At 50.0% G+C, this 26,501-nt stretch carries 23 protein-coding genes; 13 read left to right on the top strand and 10 right to left on the bottom strand.

What is annotated here, in order from left to right; translation table 11 throughout:
- The 6 genes from B208_RS0122485 to B208_RS24075 form a co-directional block, all read left to right on the top strand.
- A partial coding sequence (locus B208_RS0122485) for an N-6 DNA methylase (protein ID WP_018129196.1) occupies nt 1–546 on the top strand: 546 nt, incomplete at its 5' end.
- On the top strand, nt 543–1,856 hold the full coding sequence (locus B208_RS0122480) for a restriction endonuclease subunit S (protein ID WP_007979264.1): 1,314 nt from the start codon (nt 543–545) through the stop codon (nt 1,854–1,856). The genes B208_RS0122485 and B208_RS0122480, both read left to right, overlap by 4 nt.
- Nucleotides 1,857–1,859: 3 nt before the next feature.
- Nucleotides 1,860–4,829, top strand: a complete 2,970-nt coding sequence (locus B208_RS0122475) for a type I restriction endonuclease subunit R (RefSeq protein WP_018129195.1) — start codon at nt 1,860–1,862, stop codon at nt 4,827–4,829.
- Entirely contained in the window at nt 4,829–5,563 is a 735-nt protein-coding gene (locus B208_RS0122470) for a M48 family metallopeptidase (protein ID WP_007979266.1), read from the top strand. The genes B208_RS0122475 and B208_RS0122470 overlap by 1 nt, the downstream gene beginning before the upstream one ends.
- A 145-nt stretch (nt 5,564–5,708) precedes the next feature.
- Nucleotides 5,709–5,930, top strand: a complete 222-nt coding sequence (locus B208_RS25145) for a hypothetical protein (protein ID WP_073096793.1) — start codon at nt 5,709–5,711, stop codon at nt 5,928–5,930.
- 574 nt (nt 5,931–6,504) lie between these two features.
- The gene (locus B208_RS24075; RefSeq protein ID WP_139025498.1) at nt 6,505–7,308 is read left to right on the top strand and encodes a hypothetical protein; all 804 of its coding nucleotides are present in this window, start codon (nt 6,505–6,507) and stop codon (nt 7,306–7,308) included.
- Nucleotides 7,309–7,443: 135 nt separating this feature from the next.
- On the opposite strand, the gene B208_RS24070 is transcribed toward B208_RS24075, so the two are convergent.
- The 6 genes from B208_RS24070 to B208_RS0122425 form a co-directional block, all read right to left on the bottom strand.
- Nucleotides 7,444–8,637, bottom strand: a complete 1,194-nt coding sequence (locus B208_RS24070; RefSeq protein ID WP_139025499.1) for a hypothetical protein — start codon at nt 8,635–8,637, stop codon at nt 7,444–7,446.
- 286 nt (nt 8,638–8,923) lie between these two features.
- The gene (locus tag B208_RS0122445) at nt 8,924–10,636 is read right to left on the bottom strand and encodes an ATP-dependent nuclease (RefSeq protein WP_073096796.1); all 1,713 of its coding nucleotides are present in this window, start codon (nt 10,634–10,636) and stop codon (nt 8,924–8,926) included.
- 230 nt (nt 10,637–10,866) lie between these two features.
- Nucleotides 10,867–11,472: a tyrosine-type recombinase/integrase gene (locus tag B208_RS0122440; protein ID WP_007979268.1), complete on the bottom strand. Its 606-nt coding sequence runs from the start codon at nt 11,470–11,472 to the stop codon at nt 10,867–10,869.
- Nucleotides 11,473–11,740: 268 nt separating this feature from the next.
- Nucleotides 11,741–12,532 carry a sensor domain-containing protein gene (locus tag B208_RS0122435; RefSeq protein WP_232423942.1) on the bottom strand — a complete coding sequence of 264 codons (792 nt, stop codon included), beginning with the start codon at nt 12,530–12,532 and terminating at the stop codon, nt 11,741–11,743.
- A 131-nt stretch (nt 12,533–12,663) separates the two neighbouring features.
- On the bottom strand, nt 12,664–13,065 hold the full coding sequence (locus B208_RS0122430; RefSeq protein ID WP_007979272.1) for a DUF7521 family protein: 402 nt from the start codon (nt 13,063–13,065) through the stop codon (nt 12,664–12,666).
- Nucleotides 13,062–13,415, bottom strand: a complete 354-nt coding sequence (locus B208_RS0122425) for a winged helix-turn-helix domain-containing protein (RefSeq protein ID WP_007979274.1) — start codon at nt 13,413–13,415, stop codon at nt 13,062–13,064. Before B208_RS0122425 ends, B208_RS0122430 begins: the two co-directional genes overlap by 4 nt.
- 264 nt (nt 13,416–13,679) lie before the next feature.
- Here B208_RS0122425 and B208_RS0122420 point away from each other — a divergent pair, with 264 nt between their 5' ends.
- Entirely contained in the window at nt 13,680–14,414 is a 735-nt protein-coding gene (locus tag B208_RS0122420) for a CPBP family intramembrane glutamic endopeptidase (RefSeq protein WP_007979276.1), read from the top strand.
- Between the two features lie 738 nt (nt 14,415–15,152).
- Here the strand turns inward: B208_RS0122420 and B208_RS24620 are convergent.
- Nucleotides 15,153–15,560 (bottom strand): hypothetical protein, encoded by a 408-nt coding sequence (locus tag B208_RS24620; RefSeq protein WP_171970547.1) that lies wholly within the window; start codon nt 15,558–15,560, stop codon nt 15,153–15,155.
- A gap of 531 nt (nt 15,561–16,091) precedes the next feature.
- On the opposite strand from B208_RS24620, the gene B208_RS0122405 reads away from it, so the two are divergent.
- The 3 genes from B208_RS0122405 (at nt 16,092) to B208_RS24065 (ending at nt 20,451) form a co-directional block, all read left to right on the top strand.
- Nucleotides 16,092–17,561: an MFS transporter gene (locus B208_RS0122405; protein ID WP_232423941.1), complete on the top strand. Its 1,470-nt coding sequence runs from the start codon at nt 16,092–16,094 to the stop codon at nt 17,559–17,561.
- 398 nt (nt 17,562–17,959) lie between these two features.
- Nucleotides 17,960–18,352 (top strand): PIN domain-containing protein, encoded by a 393-nt coding sequence (locus B208_RS0122395; RefSeq protein WP_007979287.1) that lies wholly within the window; start codon nt 17,960–17,962, stop codon nt 18,350–18,352.
- Between the two features lie 1,235 nt (nt 18,353–19,587).
- On the top strand, nt 19,588–20,451 hold the full coding sequence (locus tag B208_RS24065) for a halocin C8-like domain-containing protein (RefSeq protein ID WP_139025500.1): 864 nt from the start codon (nt 19,588–19,590) through the stop codon (nt 20,449–20,451).
- Nucleotides 20,452–21,025: 574 nt separating this feature from the next.
- Here B208_RS24065 and B208_RS0122390 read toward each other — a convergent pair.
- On the bottom strand, nt 21,026–21,562 hold the full coding sequence (locus B208_RS0122390; RefSeq protein WP_007979288.1) for a cell division control protein 48: 537 nt from the start codon (nt 21,560–21,562) through the stop codon (nt 21,026–21,028).
- Nucleotides 21,563–21,957: 395 nt separating this feature from the next.
- Between B208_RS0122390 and B208_RS0122385 the strand changes: the two genes are divergently transcribed.
- On the top strand, nt 21,958–23,091 hold the full coding sequence (locus tag B208_RS0122385; RefSeq protein WP_007979289.1) for a DUF63 family protein: 1,134 nt from the start codon (nt 21,958–21,960) through the stop codon (nt 23,089–23,091).
- Between the two features lie 1,298 nt (nt 23,092–24,389).
- Here the strand turns inward: B208_RS0122385 and B208_RS0122380 are convergent.
- On the bottom strand, nt 24,390–24,956 hold the full coding sequence (locus B208_RS0122380) for a SprT family zinc-dependent metalloprotease (RefSeq protein ID WP_007979290.1): 567 nt from the start codon (nt 24,954–24,956) through the stop codon (nt 24,390–24,392).
- Nucleotides 24,957–24,978: 22 nt separating this feature from the next.
- Nucleotides 24,979–25,377 carry a hypothetical protein gene (locus B208_RS0122375; RefSeq protein WP_026178042.1) on the bottom strand — a complete coding sequence of 133 codons (399 nt, stop codon included), beginning with the start codon at nt 25,375–25,377 and terminating at the stop codon, nt 24,979–24,981.
- 177 nt (nt 25,378–25,554) lie between these two features.
- Between B208_RS0122375 and B208_RS0122370 the strand changes: the two genes are divergently transcribed.
- On the top strand, nt 25,555–25,797 hold the full coding sequence (locus tag B208_RS0122370) for a hypothetical protein (protein WP_007979292.1): 243 nt from the start codon (nt 25,555–25,557) through the stop codon (nt 25,795–25,797).
- Between the two features lie 454 nt (nt 25,798–26,251).
- Entirely contained in the window at nt 26,252–26,455 is a 204-nt protein-coding gene (locus B208_RS0122360) for a hypothetical protein (protein ID WP_007979297.1), read from the top strand.
- Nucleotides 26,456–26,501 lie beyond the last annotated feature (46 nt).

Below are 26,501 nucleotides of genomic sequence, written 5' to 3'. Positions count from 1 at the left end.
TCGGAGACCGGGAAGGCAGGCATCGTGATGGATAACGGCGTGTTGTTCCGCTCGCGCTCAGAGAAGAAGATTCGCAAGCCGATTCTGGAAGCCGACCTCATTGAGGCCGTCATCGCACTCCCCGAGAATCTGTTCTATAACACTGGCTCACCCGGGTGCATCCTCATCATGAACAAGGACAAGCCCGAGGAGCGCAAGGGCAAGGTTCAGTTCATCTACGCAGAGGACCAGACGCTTCGGGAATCCGGCGTGCAGGTCTTCGAGGAACTCTCGAATCAGAACCAGTTGACACAGGAGGGTGTCGAGTATCTGGCCGAAACGCATCTTACAGGACGTGAGGAGGACCACCATAGTCGGCTGGTCGATTTGGAAGAAATCGAGGAGAACGACTGGAACCTGAACGTTCCGCGCTACGTCGATACGACCGAACCCGAGGAACCCATCGACGTGAGCGAGAAACTTCGGGAGTTGGATGAGTTGGCTGAAGAGCGTCGGAAGACCGACGAGGAGTTTCAGCAATACATGGAGGAGTTGGAATACCGATGAGTGAAGCAATTGAGCAGTCGAACCGCAACGAGGACGACAACGTTGTCCGACTGGGACCCCGTTCGATTGCGATTCCGGAAGAGTGGGACGCGGTGCCCTTTGAGGAGGCTATCGAACTTAACCCCCGGTACGACAAGCCTGATAATGGTCCGTTCAACTACCTCCCGATGGACGCTGTGGACGAGGACAAGCAAACCATCGAATACTGGACTGAGCGCGAGAAGGACGATTGCACGACGACGTGGTTCAAAAACGGAGATACCGTCTACGCCAAGATTACGCCGTGCACGGAAAACGGGAAGATTGCATTCATAAATGGGTTAGAGACGGAGGTGGGTTCTGGCTCAACCGAGTTCCTCGTATTCCATCCACGAAAAGGGGTGACTGACGAGCAGTTCGTATACTATCTCTCGAACCTCCCCGAGTTCCGGTCAGTCACCATCTCTCTCATGGAGGGTTCGACCGGCCGCCAGCGTGTCCCGAGTGACGTATTCAAAGGTGGGTTGCAGATTCCGCTCCCTTCACTCCCCGAACAACGCCGCATCGCCGACATACTCTCGACTGTCGATGAGCGGATTCAGCAGACAGACGTGATTATCGAGAAGACAAACGAACTGCTTTCCGGAGTTCAAAAGGACTTATTCACCACTGGTTATTCTGATGATCGAGAAGTAGGCACTCGCCGGTTGATTGAAGCACCTCTTGACTGGGATATTGCTCCGCTCTCAGAATTTACCACTGATAGTGCTTACGGCCCTCGTTTCAGTTCGGATGAATATGATGAGAATGGTGCCCTTGCAACATTACGTACTACAGATCTGAATGATGATGGCGGAATCAATCATGAGACTATGCCTCTCGCAGATTTAGATCCCAGTGATTTTGAGGATCATCTACTGAAAAAAGGCGACTTCATAATTAGCCGCACAGGTGCCTACTGTGGTATTTGTACAATCTGGGATGATTACGAAATACCAACAGTTCCGGGCGCATACATGATACGGTTCCGGTTGGACGATGGACTGAACCCACTGTTTCTTCGAGAGTACGTCAACAGCTCAGTAGGAAGTAAAAAAGTGGATGTTCTTGCCAGAGGTTCGAGCCAAAAGAACCTTGCTGGGTCTGACCTGCTAAGTATGCCTATACCAGTTCCAAGCAGAACAGAGCAAGATCGTATTGTTGAGGTGATTCAGGCGGTGAAAAAGCGGATTCAGAATGAACGAGAGTACAAACAGAAACTTCAGGACCTCAAACGTGGCCTCATGCAGGATCTCCTCACCGGAAAAGTCCGCGTCAACACCGACAACTAACCCATGCCCAAAGAGTACGCCGAGTCCGAACGTCCTGCGCTCGACACGCTTCAGCAACTCGGTTGGGAGGTCGTCGACCAACAAAGCACCACGTGGCACGACCCGCGCGAAACGGAATCCTCGGCCGTACTCGAACCGCGCCTTCGGGCCGCCGTCGAGCGCTTGAATCCGTGGATTAACGAGAACAACCTGAACAAAGCAGTCAGGGAAATTCAGCAGGTCGCCGGGACGAGCACGAAGGCCGAGAACGAGCAGATTCACGAAAAACTCATTCGCCACACGTCGGTCAAACAGGACCGCGGCCACGGGCTGAAACACCAGACGGTCAAGTACATCGACTACGAGACTCAGGAGAACAACGACTTCTTCGTGCTCAACCAGTTCCGCGTCGAGGGACCGATTGAGATTATCAAACCCGACATCGTGCTGTTCGTCAACGGCATCCCGCTCGGCGTCATCGAGTGCAAGGCCCCGACCATCGCCGAACCGCGAAGCGAAGCACTCGAACAGCTCCAGCGCTACCAGAATGAGCGCACTGAGACCGGTAAAGAAGGCGCGGAAGAGCTGTTCCGGTACAACCAGTTCTCCGTGGCGACGTGGTACGAGGGCGCGGTGATGGGCACTTACGGAACACCGAAGGGGCAGTACAAACCGTGGCGTGACCCATACCCAGTCGACGACGACCACCTCGCCGACCGATTTGGCGTCGACTTTGTCTCCCCCCAGCACCGAATGCTGTACGCGCTGTTCGACCACGAGCGACTGTTGGACCAACTACGCCACTTCACCGTCTTCGACACCAAACAGAGCGGGACGGTAAAACTCGTCGCGCGCTACCAGCAGTACCGTGCCGTCCATAAGGCACTGGAGCGCATCGACCGCCGGAGCCGACGGGAAGCCCAAGGTGGGGTCATCTGGCACACCCAGGGGTCGGGCAAATCGCTGACGATGCTCTTTCTCGGTCTGAAGCTCCGCCGGGCGAAACCAGACCCGACGCTGCTGCTTGTGACCGATCGGACTGCACTCGACGACCAGATTCACGCCACGTTCGAGCGCTGCGGATTTCCGAATCCAAAGAAGGCCAAAGACATGGTTGACCTTCGCGAGAAGCTCAGCACCAACGCGGGTGAGACTATTACGACGCTCATTCAGAAGTTCCAACTCCACGACGATGACGAGCGTGATTTCTCGGTGCTCTCCCGAAGCGACGATATCTACGTGATGGTCGACGAGGCTCACCGAACACAGTACAAGAAGTTGGCAAACAATATGCGGACGGCACTCCCTGAGGCCTACTACGTCGGTTTCACGGGGACGCCAATCGAGAAGGACGAGAAGAACACGCGCCAGACATTTGGGAATTATATCGACACCTACACCATCGACCAGTCGCTCGAAGACGACACGACTGTCGAAATCCTCTACCAAGGCCGCCTCGCCGACATCCACCTCGAAGGCGCGAACCTCGACCGCATCTTTGACCGTGTATTCGGCGACAAAACGGACGAGGAGAAAGCCGAGATTCAGAAACGATACGCGAAGGAGCGTGATCTCGCCGAAGCCGAATCACGAATCGAGGAAGTGACGCTGGACATTGTCGAGCACTTCGAGAACGAGATCGCTCGACCGTTCAAGGGGATGGTCGTAACGACTAGCAAACGGGCCGCCATACGCTACAAAAAGCAACTGGACGAGCTGAACGGCCCAGAATCTCGTGTGATCATCTCGCACGGCCACAACGACCCTGAGGAGGTCAAACAATGGGCACCGAGCGATACTGAACTCTCGAAGTACAAAGAGGAATTCGTCGACCCGGACGGGGAAGTTGAGCTGCTCGTCGTGTGTGATATGCTGCTCACCGGCTTCGACGCCCCGGTTGCACAGGTGATGTACGTCGACAAACCGCTGAAAGAGCATAATCTCCTGCAGGCTATCGCTCGCGTCAATCGACCATTCCCGGAGAAGAATCATGGGCTTATCGTCGACTACTACGGTATCTCCGACGACCTCAAGACGGCTCTGGCGATGTTCAGCGACGACGATATCAAGCACGCCATGGTTCCCTTGGAGGACAAGCAGCCGGAACTAGAAGCCGCCCATGCGAAAGCGGTCGGATTCTTCGACGACCTCGACGACATGGAGACATGCCTTCAGACACTCGAACCCGAAGACACCCGCATCGAGTTCAAGAACGCATACAAGCGCTTCTTGAAGTTGATGGACATCGTGTTCCCGGACCCCATGGCAAATCCCTACAAAGACGATCTCGACCGGCTCAGCGAGATATTCGCCCGAGCAAAACAGCGCTACCGGGACGACTCGATGAACTTGGAGGGCTGTGGCGAGAAGGTGCGTGAACTCATCCAGAAGCATATCCGGTCGAAGGGTATCGACGTGCTAAATGAGGATCCCGTGTCCATCATGGATGAGGGCGTGTTCAGTGCGAAGATTGAAGGATTAGAGAGCGACGAAGCACGGGCGAGTGAAATGCGACATGCAGTGAAACACGAAATCTCGGTTCGTTTCAACGAGGACCCCGTTCAGTATGGTTCGCTCCAGGAACGCGTCGAGGAACTCATCGAGAAGTACAAACAAAAGCGACTGACCGACCAGGAGATCATCGAAGAGCTTCACGCGGTGATGGACGAAATTCGTTCACGAAAGCAATTGGCTCGGTCGAAAGGCCTTGCTAACACGACGGAACTTTCGTTCTATCACGCGCTCGAAGATGTCCTCGAAAGGGGAGATCACAACATCGAGCAGGAGAAACTTGTCGCGTTAACGGCGGAAATTGCTACGGCCGTGGAACGTCTTGCAGCTGTTGTAGAGTGGAAGAAGAAAGTGAACATCCAACAACAGATACGAAAGAACGTCAAAATCAAGCTGTACAAATCAGATCTTGAGTTGGATGCGGCCGAGCGCGACGAACTCACGAACCGTATCATAGAACTTGCTCGGGAACACTACCAATAATGCTCATGCGGCAGTATCATATCGGCCAGATTGTCATTCCTTACGAGATTGATTGGGAGCGTGACCGTGAGACAATCAGTCTCTCTATGGACGAGTCGATGGAGCTCACTGTCTGTGCTCCGATGACGGCGACGCTAGACGATATCGAGACAGTGCTGGACGACAAGCAATCATGGTTGATGAAGACGTTCTATGGTCTTGAAAAACAAGCGAACTCACCACGAGATAAAGAGTACATGAGTGGTGAGAAATTGGTCTACCGAGGACGACACTACTATCTCGACGTTGAGACCGGCGATGTACCCGAACCACAATTGTCATTTGACGGTGATCGATTCATCCTTACCGTCCACGAACGCGACAAGCCATCCGATGAAGTGAGTGTCCGGCGAAAGCGCCAAGCCGTAGAAGATTGGTACTATCGACAGGCCGAAGACGATTTACCCAAACGTGTGGATCGGTACGCTCCAAAACTTGGCGCAGAGGGTGTGACAATCGCTGTCTGCGACCTCTCGCGGGCGTGGGGCGAATACGAGGATGAGAGTATTCGTTTGCACTGGCGACTTGTACGGGCCCCAGTTCGAATTCAAGATTACGTCGCGGTACATGAGCTGGCTCACGCAAAGTACGACGACCATTCAGCTGGGTTTTGGAATGCAGTTGGGTCAGTGATCCCAGACTATGAAGACCGCCGTGAATGGCTTCGTCTTAATGGACCTCTCCTTACTGGATAACTAAACTTGCTCCTGAGAGCATCGTTCTAGACTACACGCTTGAAAACCGATGCCCAATTCGGTACTGTAACGAGAGAGGTCTAGCTTCGGTGGTATTAGGTAGATTTCAGGTGGTTATAACCGTCAACATCTTCTAGTGGCGTTCATGCACCGCTTCAGTGAAGGGGATCGCATCCGTGTCGATATTCCTGATGAGACTGATCCTGACTTTGAGACCGCCCATGGTCGAAAGGGAAAGGTTACCAAAATCATTGCTGATAATGCGAGTGATGTCACTGGTGACAAGCGCGATAATCGGATATATCGGGTTCAGTTTAGCGATGGGGAGCAAATGGATTTTCGTTGGAGAGATTTGCGACCGCTATGAGGTACTGAATCCACTCAGACGCTTTGCTTCCTATCGTCAATGTGCAATCTCCACTAGCTACTCAACGATTACAGATGGTCATAAAGCCAATCCGTTCCACTACTATCGACTCCCGACGAAGCCCAAGCTCCAGATAGCTTAACGACAAGCAGTTCGTCATTTGAGTCGAGATGCGATTTTAGGTCATCTCGAATGTCACTGGCCAAAGAGGACGTCTCAACCAACCATGTGGAGTCCAGATGATGCCACCAAGATCCGTACTTCTTGATATCGTTATAAAGTTCGTCGTATTCCTGGCCTGGGTTATTGAGGTCGTAACAAATAGCATACACTGGCATGCCGAATTGTTGTCCAGAATAGATATAAAGTTTTGCCAACTAGAGTGAAAGTGAAATATTAACTGGATCGATAAATAGATGTCACCTTCGACAGCGTCATTGAAGCTCCGTCAATTTGCACCATCTAACCAGCGCACGATGGCGATCTGCTGATTTTGTGTCAAAGACCGTGTGACTGACACAGTGGATATGCAGATTACAGGTAAATATATACCACCTTCGTATAGATTTAGATTATGCATGTAGGACGTTCATCTGATAGACCTCCAACTGAAAATACATTAGAGGTGAATGTTACTCACGAACTACTGCAAGATATCAGGAAAGTATTTAAATATGCTGTTGCTGTGAATCCAACTCGTGGTGAAGAGAAAGATTTTGGCTATGATATTTCAATTGATTGGAATTGGCTAAAAATTTTTGCTCTCCAATTCAAAGCATTCCGTACTAAGGGCTCAATCCGGCTCAATGGTTCCAATACAAAGGAAAATTACTATAAGTATGAATTAGATAAGGAACAGCATAGTCAGTTAAAGTATTATTTTCCACATTCACGGATGGCATTCTATACTCTGCCAGTTTTCCCCACGAGGAATGATCTCAAACCACCTCTTCTTAGTTCAAAATTAATTTACCATATATATTCTAGAGGCAAATTAGAACGGAGAGAACTACCCCGAGTTTTCTTTATTGATGTTCACGATATACCAGCAGGAGCTACCAAAATCTCTGTCTCAACAGACATTGATGATCTAAGAAGAGCGGTTTGCTATTGTAAAGACAGGGAACACCATGCAATTGATCACAGAGCCGTATTTTCTTGGGGAAAAGTTTGGGAAGGGATCCGATCGTGTAGAATGGGTGTTAAACTCCGTGAAGATGGAGATCCGACTGAAGACCTACATAATATTGTCAGTTCTTGGGATCAACCGATAGAAGATCAGAAGTCTGCAGACAAGCTTCAGAAAACAGTTCAGATTTCCCTTGGGGCAAAAGATCTTCCGGAAGATGCGTGCGCATGGGCGTCAAATCGCGAATAAGGATCTAATCGAATCTGGTCACTAAGACTTATTGTCGTCTATAGTTGTCTCTTTCGTACGTCGAGTCGGTCGGCTTCGGTTGTGAAAGTGAAAACAGATTGGGGGTTTCTTGTCCGAATAAGTCAGTTCAGATATTTAGTAGCCAGAAGGGAACGAAAGTGACGAATGGGGATGGTCAGAAGCACGTGCATAGATTGTGTCTCCATTTTGAGTTAGCACATTGTGATTGCGGAGTGTTAAGACGTATTCTCGGGCTTGTTGTTCAATCGAGTCTTGTCGCTGCTCCGCATATTTTATATTTCGGTACCGTTGGCGAAATTCATTCCACCCTGTATCGATGAACCTGTCAACATTCATCCCATGGTCACTTCTGAGAAGATGGTGAAATGCTTCCTGAACAAGTATACTCGCTTCTCTCTTTGTTCGGTTATCTGCTCGCCGATAAAACGTATTTACGTAGAGTAGATGGAGTGCACCGCGAACGATGCGGCGATACCAATCCGGCAGCTGGGTTGCTGCAGGTGCCATTTTCCGAGGGATAATTGCATGTGGTACATTGAAAACAAGTTCATCAAATCGCTTGCCGTCCAAACTAAGTCCGTCTCTTATTTGTAAACGTGGTATGATTTCTACACAGTCACGAACATTTAAGAATCGCGCTGCATCTGCTAAGTCTGGATTAGTTTCTTTGCAAGCAATGAGTTTCTGTGTATCAATAACCGTGCCATTATACGACCGCATAACATCTCGAACATTCTCTGCTGCAAGATGAGATATCAACACTGGATTGCTGGGTGGATTCTCATCAGTTGAGACATCAATTGCTTGTTTGACTTTCTTCTGTCGCCCATTACCCACTGTATCAGAAATCAATTGCATTCCATTATAAACTTGAAGTGGAAAATATTCGTGATTCAACATCAATAAACCGTCAATTTCGTTATCAATGCCCCGAAGTAGAGATGTATAGTGACCTTTTGGATGAACGTCGATTTGGACAGCATCATTGATCAATTCTTTTTCCTTAGATAATGCTACATAGAGGGTTAATTCAGGAAATGTCGATTTATGGCTACCATCTGTGAAGTCGTAGAACGTTTCTGTTGCCTCTTTGATTTGCGACTCTTCTAATGAATGTTCTTCTTCCGCCCATTTCATGTACGGAATGTTATCAATGTATATGCGTTCAATTTCGTCGTTATCAGCCAACTCTAGCAAACATCGGCCAGAAAAATTCTGGTAAACACCCGCCTTTTCTAACTCTAATTTGAAAATATTCGCAGGCCATGCTTGCCACTTGTCAAGTCTCTCTTCAACTGCATTCTTCACGAACCCGAAAATTCCAGGACTATCTTTGCTAGGGGGTGGATCCAATGATGACACACTACCCACCCCCTTTTAATGAGAACCGGCCAACACATGTAGACGATACTGTACAGCAAACCATCGTTGATGTATTGTAAGGTGATTAATTGATACGGATGAAATTATCGGTTTATAATCTGAATTTGAATATTATACCATAATAGAAGATACAGGAAGACAACGTCAACAATGACTAATTAAAATTCGATGGAAGAGATTCATCGACAAGCAGCTATATTTGGTCCTTTACTTATGCGTTATTTTTCGTCAGATCTCGGATTCTTTTCAACAGCCGATCAACCTCTCTCGGAATCTCATCTCGTTCCATATGACGAGCAACTAACCCATTGATCGCCTTCTTACTCATACTCTGCTCGAACTCTTCCTTACAGATTCTGTTTAAAATCCTTGCGTGGTCTCTCTTCCCTGCCCTCTCAAGAGCCTCTTTGACCACTTCCTCATCACGAATATTAAACGCCCTAACGATGGAGTCAGGATAATCGATCAGGTATGACTCGATAATGGGTCTCTCCAACACGTACACGTTGTCAGGGCTTATTGCAAGTTTCGAGGCCACCGATTTCGATTTTTCCTTTGGGATCATGTCATCCGAGTCCAATATAAACATGTACGGCATACGCAGCTGCTGAATCAACTTCAACATAGGCTCAGCATCTGCATACAGGTTATCTCCTTTTAGCCGAACAAAGCGTATCCCTCGCTCCTTAAGTGAATAGCCCAAGGTATTAGCAAATTGGTCGAATACAACCTTATCCGACTGATCTTCAACAAAGACTACTGCATTTGAGTAATAGACGTCACTCTTCTCATATCCAAGCATAGACAATGTACTATCGATATTAGGATCTTCCACAATTTCTAGCTCGGTGATGTTCTCGTCATTTCGGTAGACCGAGATAATGTCCTCTGTCCCACTTTCATTAACGAACGTATCTGAATGTGTGGTAACGAAAACTTGCGTCCCATTCAAGGAAACTTCTTCCAACAAATCATACACACGCTGTTCAGCTCCCGGATGAAGATGCTGTTCAGGCTCCTCGATCAGTATGACATCAGAACTATCTTTGGCGAGGATAATCGCTGTCAGCAAAATCAGAATCTGTTGGGAACCCGCCGAAATCTCATCCAACGTGAAGGCGTCACTGAATCCTTCCTCAATGACTTCAGTAGTTACGTTTCCATCCTCTAACAGATGGGCTTCAATGCCAGTCACACCCTCCATTATTGACTGATAATTCTTAGAGATCTCATCGAAAGTGTTCGATGAGTTCATTTTTAGTGTGCCAAGTACCTGAGCAAGTTTTTCACCGGCTTCATCTATCTGAGTTGTTCTGATAAGGTCAAGGGCTCCTTCCGGTTTCCGTATTCCGCGGAGTGTTTGCCAACCAGAGAGGGAATCCGTAATTAAATTCAAGAACGATTTGTCCACCCGATACTTGGCAGATTTGTGTGTTATCGACGGTAGATTATCCAACACCAATACCTGACTATCTCTTCTCTGGTTGTTTCTATAGGCTAAGTCCTGCATAGACCCGCCAACATTCGTACTGAACTCTTCTCGAGTGATTCGACCATCAGATATACATACGTAATGTTGAATTGCAGAGAAACTGTCCGAAGAAAGAAAATCATCAGTCTGAGAGGTTCCAAAAATTCCTCTGTCAGCTAATTCTTCGACCAGAGAGGAACGGTCTTGGGGGGAAAGTCGGAAGGTTACATCAAACTCAATTTCTTCGACATCGTCCTTCCGTATGATGTGTTCTGAGTACCATGAGCTCGGATTTAGATCATCTCTTAGGAGTGCTCGATAATCCAGCATCGAGTCTAGAACATTGGATTTGCCTGAGTTATTTTTCCCGATTAAAATATTGAAATCGGAGCAAGGGAAATGCTCTTCTTGGATACTTCGATATCCAGAAACCCTCCATTTCTCAATATTCATGTTGTTGAGTTAGGGTCGTTGTTGATAAATATGGGTGAACAAGTTAGGTGTACTAAGTTGCTCAATCAATTCGCTGTATACACACATATATCGTTTGAATTCTCATCTCCAACGTATCGAGGACATAGACCACCAAGCCATAACGGCAATTGTGTGTGTTCATTCGTTAGTATATTCTACTAACCTATGAGGTTTCAGGAGTAGTGATTCTCGGCTCCTCGATTAGCTGCTTACAACTCAACAGCACTCATCGACTCAATGATATTCCCTTCAGTGGGTGCGGCGAGATAGGGCTCAATCGCGTCATAGCTCGACCAGCCACCGAGCGCCATCACAATGCGCGGTGACACATTCTCCTCGACCAGTAGGTGGTTTGCCCAGCAGCGGCGCAAATCATGGGTAGACACTCGCCGATAATCGTCGTTGTCCGTTTCGTCGGCAGCGCGGTCGGCAGCGTTCTCAACCCAGTACTGGACGGTGCGTTTCGATCGTCCAACCAGGGGGTCGTTGTCCCGAAGATCAGCCTGCTGGACGTACCGATTGATCGTTGCCTCAACCTCGACCGGTAGCCATGTCTCGCGTTGCTTCCCGCCTTGGTAGCTTCCAGTCGTGTCCTTCCCATTTGTGACTTCGAGTTCGTAGTGGCGACCGTCGTCCATCCGTGAGATGTTCGCGGGCGTGACGCCCAGTACTTCCGTGACGCGAAGGCCACAGTCACCCATCAAGCGAATGGCGATCTCGTGTTCGAACGAGTTAGCGGCGCGAGGGATCGCGCGGTATTCCTCCCGACTGAGCCAGACATTGTAGGTTCCGTCTTTGTTCCGTTCTGTCCTCATTGCGTGTTAATCGTGAGTTTCGTGCAATATAGAGATTGGGGACGGCACTATCGGGATGTTGGATCGGCTGATTTCGGGCGTTTCACGGGGTGATGGCTGTTCTGGTTGCACGTTTTTGGATAAACACGAAAATGAGCATCCGCAAATCCGATTGCTCACAATAAATCGAAGTGAGCATATTCTACTAACTCACAGAGACCCACGGAAGCACAGAGACCCACGGAAGAGAAGAGATTCATTGGGGCTAAACCAACACGATATTGTGTTACTATTCCGTTTCAGCTTCCGGTCGGAGGAGCACCTGAATGAGCTGGCCAAGTCTGCGAGCAATGCCATTGGACAGGTGCAGGGAAACGAGCACCAGCACGACTCCACCGATCGAGAAGAGCAAGGCGGTCCCTAGCGTGCGAATCTCTGTGGAGTCCACCCCAATCGATAGGCCAATGGAACTTCCGATAATTGCTCCTGCCGTCTTGGCTATCCACACGTCAGTCTCAATAGTGATTACTGTCCACCGAGCATACATATTTGACGGGCTGGTGACGCCAATGAGTGCCATCATTTTTGGGGCAAACAGGGGGGTCACCACATACGCCACTCCTTGTAACATCAGATATCCTATAGTTGTCAGCCAAAGGAATCCAGTGATAGCAATCACGAATAAAGCGAGGATACTTCGTCGTGGCTCAGAAGCGGTGAGCAGGCTCAAAATTCGAGCTCTGACGTCCGTCGCCGAATTAGCAGGCAGCTTATCAGGGACCCTCGGGGTGAGGTTGACCCCGAGTAGCCATGTCGTAAGCCACCGTTCGACGCGCGCTAACGGACCGAAAGCTGCTAATGGGAAAAGTAGAAGTGGCAATCCGAGCAGACCGACCATTATTTCACTCTCAATGACCCCGGCGTACGCATATGCGAGGACGTAGAGATAATACAGCCCGAGCGAGGATGTCGTTACGAGATAAGCGAGGTTCCGGTAGGTCTGTTTACGGGCAATGACGCTGACGAAGGATCTGCCCGTGTTCATTACTCCTAAGACAGTCAATGAAAGGTGCACCATCATGTGGCAGCTCCGTGAATGTTGTTTGATAGAGCGAAACTCCTCATTGCTCTGCTCCACATAAAAGCAGCAGAGATCGAGCACTCCGGGACGATGGTGGAGCCCTGGAGGGATTGGTCAGCTGGATGGTGTCGTTATCTGTTCGCATTTGGGTGTCTTTCCTGCGGTTGTTCATCGTGTGGTTGTGCCTGGTCGTGATCGCCATATAACGCATATGTGATACACGCAAGTCCAGCGAATTCGAGCAGACGCTGGAGGAGGAGAGTCACAAACGGATTCTGTCCACCGATTGAGGCCAGCAGGACCGACCCGATGAATGGCACCGTCGTCAGTAGCACGATCCCGCTGGCGATGTACAGCATTGGCTTGCTTCGATTACGACGGTAGCCCCGGAATGCCTGGTAGCCGATGAGGAGACCGAACGCTGCAGCGAGGATTCCACTCGCAACCAGTATCAACACTTTCACCTGTGACAGCTCGGGTGAGGCAATCTGGAGGATTAGCTGATCAAAGTCAGTGATGGATATGTTCATCATCTGAGATTCTCCACGTATCGAGTGAACCGGTCTGCGACATCGGGCTCCGTCCGGGTGATCTCGACGGTGAACTTTCCGTCGTCTAATCGGACGGTGACCGCGTCAAGGCGAGCTGTGTAAACCGCGTAGTGATTTCCATCCGGATCAACCTGAACCCGCTCGGTGAGCAACTCGTGGCGTTTGAGGTCGTCGACCCGGCGATAGATCGTTTGGGGTGACGCGTCACAGGTTTCACTGAGGGTGGTCGCTGACATTGGTTCCATACTGGTCGCGGCGAGGATCGCCCGAGCGTACTCGTCATCGAGAATGGCAGCAATTGCCGCCGTATCATTCTCGGTTTCCTCGTCCACAGGACAAGAGTCGTCGCACCGCTATATAAAACAAGAGCAGCAGTTCCCGAGCCAGGAACTTCGCTACAGGGGTTATACTCCCTGCCAATATCTCTTCGGATGAACGAAACTATGTCCGAAATACCTGCTCATCGACCGTCAGACGCGGTAACCGATGAACACCCCCTTGTCCGTCGATTGACCAACCGCTATCCAGTTGTGTCATTCATCGTTCTGGTATATACCATATCATGGTCGTGCTGGGGGCTAAGTACCTGGACTGATATGTTTATCCTGACTACCATCGGTGGATTTGGTCCCTTCATCGGTGGGGCCCTGTTGATCAAAGCGAGTGGTCAAAACCTCCGAATGTGGCTCTCGGATATATTCCGAATCCGCATTGCTGCGCGCTACTATCTCGCTGCCCTCCTGATTCCCATTCTTGCGATTGTGCTCGCTGGAGCAGCTCACGTCTGGCTGTTCGGCGGGAGGATAACTCCTGCCGCAGTCCCATCTGTGGTAGTATTTCCCCTCTATATTGGGATAATACTGTTATTCAACGGGGTAGCCGAGGAGCCGGGGTGGCGCGGATTCCTGCTTCCGCGGCTGCAAGCGACCCATAGTGCGCTCACCGCAAGTATCCTAGTAGGTATCGTGTGGGGGGTGTGGCATCTGCCGCTGTTGATGCTTCCGGGCCACAGCCTGACTGGAATTAATCCCTGGATTTACCTCCCGGGTTTGATAGCGCTCTCGGTTATTATGACCTGGCTTACGAATGACGTTGAGGGCAGCATCCTCCCAGCAATGTTCTTTCACGCTAGCTATAACGTGAGTATATCATACTACTTGGTCGGGGGAAGTGAAGGCGTAACAACGTCACTAACAGGGGGTAGTTTGTTACTTGCGATCTACGGCACTCTTGCAGTTGTATTACTCGTCCGTTATGGGCCTGCGCGGCTGACTCCTGCCCGCCCATCAATCGAGGATGGCTCCATTAACGACCGAACAGACCACGAATGAGAGAGGGGTTATTGAAATAATCGATCTTGATCAGCACACTGAACAGGTCATCTAGATCGGCTTCTATCCTTCCCAATCCCCAGTCAAATCGGAGAGGAACGAAACCACGACTAATTGGGTATTCGCTAGATACTCCGGGTTTGTGCCAGCAGTGATCGTTGCCATCGCATTGATGCAATCGAACAAAATCTGGTTCATTGAGGGCGGTGACCCGGCCGATTCCACTTCCGCTTATCAAATCAGGCAAAAGAGCAGCTATATGATGAATAGAAACAGGCCCATTCATTACTCTGTTTAGTCACCCGTAATTATATGTCGTGCTGAATCACGATGGTGTCTAGTTAGGATCCTATACTAATTCAATGGTCCTATGTGGGGTGTTCGCGAGACTTAGCATCCCTTGTAGTCCCACACCTCTACAAACTCACCCAATCGAAAAATCGCAAAGTCGCTACTGTCTTGCGTTCTACTTTCGTTAGATATCCTAACAGTCAATTCTTTACCTGGCGAAGCCCTCACAAAACAGTCACAAACCGACGTCAGTCACGAGTTGATGCATCGGGCTTCCACCGAAGGCGTTGCTGAGCAGTCGGTGAATCTCCGGAAGGGTGGCTCAACGAGGATCCTACCGGCAGACGACTGATCCGTGATAAATATTTGTTCATTCTGCAAAAGGCGGTGAATTAGAGGTTGATGCTATTGTTTCAAAGTTAATCGATCCGTGCTGGGTTTCAAATACTAAGCATCATATTTTGTTACAGATACGCCGGAATCAGAGTAAATATTCACCACTGGTGGATCTGGGCTAACAGCGATTTCATCGTATCCAGGCGAGAACGGACCATTATCGACTTCGCCAAAAAATCTAATAATTTCTGTATCTGGATCATAACGTGCTCCGTCTTGATCGGCCGCGCTTTCCCAACTTCTTGTCTCATAATCCCAATTACTACTTGGGACATTCGAAAGGTCGAGTTTTACTGACCAACTTCCCGAACCACCAGTGCTCTCAGCCCGGTAAATTGCATCCCAGGTGGCAGCTGAAGCAGACTCAGACAACGTGGTTAGTCCTGCAATTCCAGCGGTGACTGCGGCGCCTTTATTGATCACTTCTCTTCGTCTAAGCACATCGTTTCTTTCCGTCATACGATTTTAAAACTATGATATAAAAATATAAACTAACTAATTATTACTATGCTTCTAAGTAAAATAAAAACAGGGAATTACCGTTATACTCCTTCCGGATTGTATTTCTTTGAGATCGTTAAGTATCTCATTCGTCTGTAGGGAGAGAGTAATAAAGAAACGGCTGAAAATGGGTTACTTCGAAAGTAAGCAGAAGTGGAACATCACCGGTACCGACAATCGAAATATAACGATAGCAGTTTCCAATTTCTCGGAGGCACGAAAGTGATAGAATATTTTATAACCGAATAAGAATTGTAATCCAGTATCGAAGTAACAGACAGCGGTGCTAATGAAATATGGAGCGGGATTAAATGCCCAGAGTATAACGAGGATGACGACGACCACGAACACGTCTCGATCACACAACAGCTGACCATTGTGAATGGTCAACCAGACATCAACTTTTAGCAAAGGGGTCATCTCGTTCGTGTCGAGTTGTTTCGACTCACCCGAATCCTTGTTCTCGGCGATACACCGTCGCTTACCCAGGTGTTCGAGTTGGTTCGCGTCGAAACTCGTCATGTTTTGGAGTTTCTTGATGTCGCGTTCCTCGATAAGCGTGCAAACGTGGCAGCACAAGAAGCAAACGAGCCGTGGAGAACACGACCCGAGAGACACCAGTATTGTTCGCGCCATACGTTGAGATTGCTGCTACGAAAACACGTTAATATATCTCGCACGGAAGAATACGACAGCGAGTTGGATTCACCTCCCTTGATCCATCAGTTTCTCACAAATCGAGCAGCACCACTGTTTGATGTTACCTATCCCCGACGTGTTGTCCTGATCAGTGGTGCCCACGGCGTCAACGAGTTTTTCAGCCTTGCACTCCCACCAATTCTACCGCTCCTCGTTACCGATTATGGACTGACATATGCACGTGCTGGATTGCTTGTCTCGGTGTACTTTGCGATGTACGCACTCTTTCAGCTTCCGGCTGGCTTCCTGGCAGATCGAGTCGGTCAAGCCCGCCTCATCACGCTCGGAACTGTTGTTATGGGTCTTGGATTGGTCGGTGCAAGCTTCGCATCATCGTATCTTTTTATCGCGATGGGCGTTGCAGTTTCGGGTCTCGGCGGGAGTGTGTACCACCCTGCGGGAATGTCGCTGATAAGCGATATCGAATCGGAGACAACTGTTGGAAAAGCAATGGGGGTCCACGAAGTTGCCGGCCTGCTCGGCAATTTGCTCGCCCCGCTTATGATCGGCGGTGTCGCGGCACTTACAGGGTGGCGAACCGGCCTTCGGGTCGCCGGCATCTTTGGCGTCCTCTATGCGGGCGTGTTTGCAATAACAACCAGAACTGCCACTCAACCCACGCCAGCGGTCAGTCGTTCAGACCCATCGTCATCGGGTTCTCCAGGTAGCTTTCGAAAGCGAGTGTTTCAGGCGATTCGAATTCCGATTGCGCTGTGGGTGCTTGGGCTGGTGTTAGCGAAGTTCGCGTTTACCCTCCAAACGTATGGGGTGCGGACGTATGCGACTTCGTATGCAGTCGTCCGAACAGCAATGTCGACTGGAATGGCAAATGGTGCTCTTGGGATGTTTCTCGCTGGCGGTGCGATCACAACGTTGTGGTTCGGATCGCTTGCTGATCGCTATGATCGCCTCCATTTGATCACAGTGATGTTTCTCGTTGCAGGGATTCTGATTGGTGTGACGGCACTTATTCCAGGACAACCACTCGTATTTGTAGGCTGGTTTTTTGTTCTGGGAATGGCAGTATATGCGACGCTCCCGGTTGTGAATACGCTTATCTCAGAATATGCAACTCAAGAGAGTAGTGGGAGCTTGTTTGGAATTGTCCAAACGGCATCTGCCCTCGGTGGAGTCATTGGTCCTGCGCTCTTTGGTGGACTTGCAGAGAAAACCGGGCTTGTCGTTGCCTACCCCGCAATTGCTGTTGTCTGTGGAGTGGCCTGTCTCGGGGCCTTTTTGACAAAGCAAGATATTTTCTAATCCGATCAATCTACGCTACTGCGTACCTCTACATAAACACGAAAAAATGTCTTTCACGAGATTCAACCACTCACAGAAATAGAAGTTAGTATAATCTACTAACTCGTCATCCTACGGAAATGATGTTAGTGGGAAAAAGCTAATATTGTCCCACAACGTATACCGACCTATGACAACGAAGACCGACGAACGCGGCCGATTATACCTCTCGAAGGACCTCCGAGCACGATATGGCGAACGATTCCATGTCGTCGAATATCAGGATCGAATCGAACTCGTTCCAGTTGACGAGGACCCACTTGAGGGGCTTCGCGAAGCAGTCGGTGATGCCTTCGAGGGCAAATCCGTTGATGAACTCCGACAAGAGGGGCGTGATCAAGCCGTCGACGATGCGGAGAATGATGTTCGTCGAGACTGACTTTCTGCTCGCGCTCGCGAAAGACGACGATTGGTTACAAGAGCGCGCTGTCGCTGCCGTTGACGGGTACGAGACGCTCGAAACTTCACTCGTTGCGTTGGCAGAGTTTCTCGCCGTGAGCGACCGCTATGAGTTCGACCGCACACGGGCGATGGCTGACTTGCTCGATATTGTGACGGTCACCGACGAGGAAAAGCAAATCGCGTTGAAGGCCGCGAAGTATCAAGACGAGGAGGGCGCAACCGCATTCGATGCTGTCCATGCCGCAACGGTCGAGACAAAGCGACTCAGGATACTTGCGTCCGATCACATTTATGACGATCTGGATATCGATCGCGTCGCCCTCGAGCCGCCCGAAGACGAGCGACCGTGACCCAATACGCATTGAGTGAGTTGGAAATCCCGGAGTGACTACTGTCGCTTATGAAGTCAGACGACAGTAAATTTGGCCCACTTCTGCATGAAGAGTGAATTGGTGAGCTCCATTTGTCCCACTGCCTTATCTTGCACTAAGCAGACGTGGGAATCACCATGGAACCTCGATTCAATCTGTACGGTGTTTTTGGACTTCCTAAGTCAGTATCCTACTTCGGAACGCCAGTCCTTCTCACCATTTTTTATGCGCCTTAGTCACCCTACTCGTTAATATGACAACGTGTAAATCGTGAGGGTGATTGCGTGTACTCAGGCAAATTGATCATTGTGGCATATCTGCGCTACCAAACAATAGACCAACCAAATATAGATGAGTAGCCGTTGCGGGAATCACCTCTTTACTCCTATTTAGAGAGTCATGCTGCAAAGGTTAACCCATTAAGAGTTTCACACGGTGAGATACGGTGTAAGTTGCTCGCTGTGATGACGCTACATACCATAACGATCAGTGGTTGGATTGTGCTTTTCCTGCTTCAACAATCTTGTAGAAAGGATACTGATTGTTGGGGCAGCCTACGTAATTATTTTACCACCATATGGTTAGTTAAGAAGTAGCTTTATAACTCGTGAGCTAAAACTAGTGGGTATGGGTTCAAACAAATCAGCGTCATCAAGTTCAAATCGTACGTCCGAAATTCTTAACAAAAGACGATTTATTTTTGCCTTTTTTGTAGGTATTGCAGCGGTCATAGTGAACTATGCCTTAGGAAATGTTCAATCGATAGGTTCTGGTGTGACTCAGTTCATTATCGCATTTATTGCCATGTATTTAGTATTGACTCCTCTACGGTATATTATCAGCCGATAAACTCACGACTAATAGCTGATACGGTCCGGATTTAGCTACGAATCTGCAATAGTTGATTTGGAGCTAAAATTCTAAACTAAAACTTGTAGTTGTCACCTGAGTTAACCCGTTGATAGTGTATAATAATATCTGGACATGATTATATTCATGCTTGACTTACATAGATAATCTCCCTCTTGTGGTGAAAATGTTAAATACGTACTCCGACTGCTCGTTTCCTTGGATCTACTTTACTGGCCAGCTCATCTATATATTCCATAGATACACATTATATGATAAATATTATTATTATTTTAATTATGTTATTTGAATGTTTAAATTTTTAGAGAAAATATTTATTGGCGTTCTTGTTCATATAATATGCAATGCAAAAAGACAATGGTAGCAACAATAGCAGACGTAGAGTACTAAAGTCCATTGGTGTAGCAAGCTCATTCACGGCACTAAGTGGCCTTTCTGTAGGGTCAGGGAGCGCGAAACCGGGCAAGTCTATTCAGACCGAGAATGGACAAGGTTTGAATGTTGTCGATGCAACGCTAAATACCGGATCAGCAATCCACACTCTCAATACTGCTTCTACTGTTGAAATAAGAGTAGAGAACTTAATAAACTATATGGAAAGAAAATCTGGATTAAAGCCAGAAAGTAGTTCTGAGATATATATTAATGTCCAAACTGATAATTCAGAGGCGAATCAGTTCGATCCCCGAATCTCTGTAATTCCATTTGGAGTGGACACAAGCCAGTCACAAAAAAGAAATTCTACGAATGGTGCAGGCTTTCTCTTTGTATTCACTGTAAAGGAAGAAGGGACACGTGTTCCAGTTGGTCTCTATGGACTAACGTCCAAAGAAATCAATAGCGGAGAATATATTCGGCGAGAGTTTGGTCTAAAAGATGAGTCTCCTCATCAATATTCCAACGAGGTCATCGCGGATTCTCAGCTCTCTACGCCGGGGGGAGTTACCACTATGGATACTATTCCTTGTGCGGCTTGCCAAGTATTAGTTGATACTGTTTGTGGAAAAGTAATTGGGGGAATCGGTGGTAGATACGTTTGTGTAGCTGCATGCTCGGCAGTATTTGGTGCCAACTTCATTGCTATTTTCGGCTGTGCGGCAATATGCTCTGCACTAATACAAGCGGCTACCGCTGTCGGATGCACAACTGTCGACAAACAGATTTGCATTTATGCACAGAATCATTCGCCTGTTGACTTTGGATGCTAATTTAAGATATGACTATTAATAATTGACTCGCACAGAAACTACAACTTTACAGCAGAACACACGAAGGTTCGGACCTACCGAATCTTTCGCAGATTATCGCAGCCCGTGGATGGTATATGCCCTAATCCATTGGATATTGGCTTGTCACTACGTCAAATACCTCAATTGGGTACGCTGCGACAACGATGTAAGAATTAGAGTCCGTAGATTAATTTAGATGCCTTGGGGTCGTTGCACTGCCGCTTATACTGCCCACAGGAAGTCAATCGCCAAAACCGGCCAAATTTCAGAAATCGACCTCTCCGCCGTCGCACGTTCTATTTTCGTTATCAAACCAATCACGCATCTTGAAACGTGCCGAAATCTCACCAATCAGACTGCTTTTGCACGATGGTTCGGCTACGCCGAATCCAGTCGTCAGTTTCAACGACAGTTAGCACGCTAAATATGCACCACGAATTGCGCACAGATCAATTCGGGGGACCCAGGGCGCGATTCAGTGTGGCAAGAGACAGGAGAGAGTCACTCAGCTACTGTATCGATTCCGAACTGTTACCCGGTATATACAGGGAAATCAGCGATTCTGACGTTCCTCATCCTCAGCAGGACTGATGGTGATCTGAGTCTCCTCAGTGATGATGAGACACTCATCGGGTTGCGCTTTGTCGATAGTTACCTGTACAAGGTCTTCAGATGAATCTATCAACTGTGCGTGCACAAACGGCTCTTCCGTTGTAGAAATAGGAACAATGTCATTCTTCATTACGACTCGGCCAACTAGTTCATTTGTGATTTCTTCGTCTCTGTTTCCTTTTGAATCAGCAATTTCAATAGAGACGAGTTCCGCAGGTTTTAGCTCAACAGATTCAAGAGAGACAATATCACCGAGTTCAGCACCAGCGTTCCAGCGCGTGTACGAGTCTAATCGGACGCTATCGTCTGGATCGACGATGTCCAACGGTTTAATCACTGAAACGGTTCGTTTTGTTCCCTGTATGAGTACAGGATCGCCCTCCCGTAGGGCAGTGTCACGTATAACGTTTCTCGGGATTCGGGCGGCATTTTTCGCCCGATCCGAGGGGTACTCCTTCTCGATTTTTAGATCAACCATTGGTGTCCCTAGATACAGGCCGCTACACTACTAAAGTGGTAAGGAGAAGAAAAGTACCGGCGGTGATGTACCGACGACATTTCCTGCTGTGATTTGCTCTCACTCGACTGGTGGCACGCTAAAAACCCACCACAAATCGCGCATAGATTTTTAAGCTACAACACGAGCGTCGACCAGGAATCGCGGGGATCTAGGCAGTCTACCTTACCTCCAGTTCGTGGGACGTGAGGATCCGCGTCTACGCCGAAAACGCTGACAGCCTCCACAAGTTGATGTTTGACACCATCGCCAGATGAACGGGGTCGCCCTACGAGAGCGAGGAACCCTACCCGAGGATGTGTTCAAAGAATCGACAGACCGGAAATATAAAATCCACTCGCTCCGGTGCGTGCGACATGGATACCGCAAGCGAGCGCCTCGGCAACGAGCGCGCGTGGGCGGGAGCAGTCGCCACCGCCGTCGTCGCACTGGTGGGCGGCGCCCTCGTCTTCCCGAAATGGGTATACGACGGCTTCATTTGGCACTACTTCTGGGGGCCGGTCGTCGCCGACGCAAAAGGTGCGGCGTGCGCCGTCCGAGAGGGCGGAACGACAAGATTCATCGACAGCGCGAGCGCCTGCGCGAGCGCGCCGGAACCCGTCGCCGTTCCAGGGTATACACTCGTCTCCGAGGTCGGGTACGCTGTCACGCTCATCGTTGCGCTCCTCGGCGTCGTCTTGCTCCTCCGACGACTCAACGTGGGTCGGGACAGGGGCCTCTTCTACGCCCTATTTCCCTTCATGCTGTTCGGCGGCGCACTCCGCGTGGTCGAGGACGCGAACGATGCCCTCCGACAGACCGGAGCCGAGGCGATTCCGTTCCCATGGAACACGCTCATCATCAGCCCCATCATCTACTTCACCGTCTTCTTCGTCACGCTGGCGGGACTCGTCGTGAGTATCTCACTCGCTCGGCGGGGCGTCTTCGAGGACTACGAACGTCCACTCGCCGGAATCGGGACGCTCGTCCTCGCCGCCACAATGGGCTACCTGGGTGTTTTGGCGTTCACGACCCGACGAGTCGGCTTCTACCCGCAGGTGTTGGTTGTCGTCCTCGTCGGCGCAACGCTGGTCACTGCGGTCACGTGGTGGGGCATCGATCGCTACGCCCCCGAAATCAATGCCGGAACGGGATTCATCGGTGCGGTGGTCATCTGGGGTCACTCGGTGGATGGAGTCGCGAACGTCGTGGTGCTCGATTGGGCTAGCGCGCTCGGTCTGAAGGGCGAGTACGGCGCGAAACATCCGGTGAATGCGGCCATCATCGACGTCACGTCGACGGTGCTCCCTGAATCGGTCGCGGCGGCTATCGGCACGGTATGGCCGTTCCTGCTCGTCAAAATCGTCGCCGCAACCGCCGTCGTCTGGGTATTCGACGAGCAGATTTTCGAGGAGAGTCCGCGCTATGCCATCCTGTTGCTCATCGCTATCCTTGCGGTCGGCCTTGGACCTGGAACCCGCGACATGCTCCGAGCGACGTTCGGAATTTAAGGTAGCCGCTCGGGTTCTTATCCACTGTGGGTCTTTACTTACACGAGTGACGATCGGTTTCAAATGTCTGCTCGTCTATATCGCCCGTGTACTTGCATCAGCAAAGAGGGGGTAGAAGGTAGTAGCAGTCAATTTGGCCGTACTGAAATTCCCAGCAAGTGATGGGCTCACCATTTGGTTGGTACAGACGATACCACAGCGGTCATTGATAGCAACGACCCAGACCACGAGCACGTACCCAAGCTCTTCAGCTATCGTGCTGATCCACCACCAGGGCTCGGCTTTCGCATCTACCACTTCCAATACAAAGGCGATGTGAGCGAACCACTGTTACTCCGGTTAGTAAACCCGCGTCGATTACGTGATGCCGTGGTCGGAACCGAATGGGACGTAATTGAGATTCGTCGAGGTGAGAATGGACACTACTATCGGGCAGTTCGCACGAAACGCTGAGCAGAGGAAAATGGACATGCATGGTGTCTCCGCTCGGAATCACTGTAATTAGTCGTCAGCCAGAGCGAAAGTAAATATGCCAGGATTAGCATAGGCTACTAACATAGGCTTTTTGAAACCCTCAAGAGGAGATAGGTTCTAACGGTTGGACTATATACAGGGTGTGTATCGCTCAATAGTATTTCATGCCGCACATCCGAAGACACAGCCGTAAAAAAGATATAATAATACAGATCCTGCAGTGAGAGAACTGCCAAGAAAGAACAGAGCGATGCTCCATTTTGAGTTCTCCCAATATATGTACGGAATCGGTGACAGCAAAAAGAAAACGACACCACTTCCGAAGGAGCCGAAAATCAACAGAAATCCAAGATTCGGGTAATAAGGTGTATTCATGAAAAATGGAACGAGAAGTAAGAGTAGAACCACAGGAAGGAACGCGAGTAGCGAGGAACGACGGGGAATCAAAGAGTGATTATTTTCCACCATAGCAGAGATGTATTTGCAGTAGCAATTAAGCCATCGGGTGCGAGGCTTAATCTCTGTCTTCAGTAGAGCCGTATAGGTTAGTATAGAATCCTAACTTCTGTTAGCATCTGTACCACCGAAAAACGAGCGAATGAGATAATAAGGGAGGGCCGAAAGCGTTTGTGGGAGTCAGTGAGAGTCAGCGAGAAAGTTCAGCACCCACACATCAGGACGGGGAGGGTGCAAATCACCCATCTCAAGCACCGCATCCGGTGCAACGAGACGATGGCCGCACGGACTCACATGGACCCGTGACGGACCAGCCACCGTCATGGTCCCAACAAGCCGCAGACAGTGAGGACAGCGGTACTTCTCCGTCATTCGGTGGCCTCCTCGACGCGGAGCGACCCGCCGCAGTTGCCACAACTGTAGTTCTCAGGCTGTTTGACGATCTTCGAGCGCCGATAACGCGCGAGTCGCCCGTCACAGTCTTCGCAAATCACCCACCAGTTCGGCGATGTGAACCGCTCGCAGTACTGCGACGTGTCGAGCGCATCCGTCCAGCGGGTGAATGTCCGCCCGTGGTCCGCCTCTCCGAACTCGTGATACTGCCATGCGTGAATCAACTCGTGGCGGACTGTCGAACTGAATTGCTCCCAGCCGTGTTGCTCGAACGCGTCCCATGCGAGCGAGATCGTTATCTCGTCGGTCGCCGGGTCGTATTTCGTCGCACCTGCTGACCGCTGTCGTCGGTGGGACACCTCCCATTCAATCGCTTCAACAGGCAGATCGGGGAAATACTCAGTGGCGACGTCCACCGCATGCTGTTGCGCTCGGTCGAGCAGGTCGCGCTCTGTCGTCAGTGTGTCTGCGCGTTCGGCCGCATTCGCACACTCGGTCAGCGTTCGCTGGGCACCATCGGACAGCGTTGTTTGACGTGACATAAATGAAAAGAGTGAGACGGGGTTAGTTCGGCAGTTCTTTGCGACCCGTACGAACGCACGGCCAGCACGGGAAGCCATTCAGGCCGTCACAGTCGCACTCTGCCGATTCAGTGTCGTTTTCGTCCGTCTCGTCGTCCGATGGGAACGCCGTGAGCGTCCCGTCATCAGTCGCATTCTCGACGGCAGTCATGTGCTTGCAGAACGCGCTCCGGTGGACGTGATGCGGGCAGGTACACGCCATTGCTTTGCCCGTCACGTCGTCCAGCGTCACGACGTATTGGTGGTCAGCGGGGTTGTCGTGGCTTTCGTTGGTCACTTCGACCTGTCCGGGGGCTTCAACGTGGAAGCCGAACTGTTCCCACTGCGCGCGTTTCTGTGCCTTCTCGTCAGATTCAAGTTCCGTAGGCGATTTCGTTGACATGGTCTTTCGGAGTCGCATTTGGAAGACCAGTGCCGGGTGCTGGAACACCCGGCGCGTTTCTACACACGCCCGAGGGCACCGTTCTTCCTACCTTAGCCTTACAGGGCCAAGGTATTAAAACTTACGTTGGCCTTGTAAGGCCAAGGCTATATGAGGGTAGAATCCCTATCGATGAATATGGCCGAAAACGACCGAGAGAGGGAGCGAAACGAAGGCGGCGAATATGTCCAAGAGCGCAAGCCCGAGGATGCGTTAGCCGCAATGGACCCCGGCGAACCCTATATGACCAGCGAGGTTGCAAACGCCCTTGATTGGCCGCGTCGGTCCACCTATACTGTACTCGATCATCTCGCGGAAGATGGCAAGATTCGGAAGAAGAAGCCCGAAGCCCGGCGCGTAATCTGGATTCGTCCGGAATAGCAGCCGCTCTGGAGAATGTTGACATCGGAGGAAAAAGGGCGTAGCCCTGTCCTCAGATGGAATCCGTCTAGTGATAGGGCGTGCTTTGGATATAACTCTTCTTCCCGCAAAACTCTATTATAGAGCGTAGAATAGGCAGTACAATTATATTTTTGAATGCGCTTCTGTCTTGGCATTCTGTTCTATACAATCATTGATTCAATAGTTTTATGGGGGCGAAGATTGTAGTTATAGCCGAGGACGGAACGCCCGTCCTCAGATGGAATCCATGACCGACGAAGACGTTGACCGAGTGCTCAAAAAGGTCAAAATCGCCTTCTATGCACTCGGTTCGGTCGCAACGGCGATGAAAATCCTCGGCCTGATTTAAGGTCGAGGCCCCCATTTTTTGGGGTGCCGTGTCGGTCAGCCCGCTCCCGGCGGGGCGGGACAGATAACATCCGCCGATCATGCCATGAACGTCATCACTCACATCCGAGACAGCAACGAACTGTTGCTGATCTTGCTTGGCGCGTTCGCCCTGTTCGGCCATGACTGGCTTGCCGCAACGGCTGGCAAGACGATTGCTGCCGTGATTGGGATCGCGCTCATTGTCCTCGCGGGGATCGGTATCCGCGACGATGTGCGAGACTTGCTCGCGCGTTCGTCACGAGCGTAGGACAACAACAAGTCTCTCACTTTTGCGGGAACCACCGCCAAGTCAG

The organism is Haladaptatus paucihalophilus DX253, assembly GCF_000376445.1.
Lineage (GTDB): Archaea > Halobacteriota > Halobacteria > Halobacteriales > Haladaptataceae > Haladaptatus > Haladaptatus paucihalophilus.
This window is presented reverse-complemented; position numbering and strand designations above follow the sequence as displayed.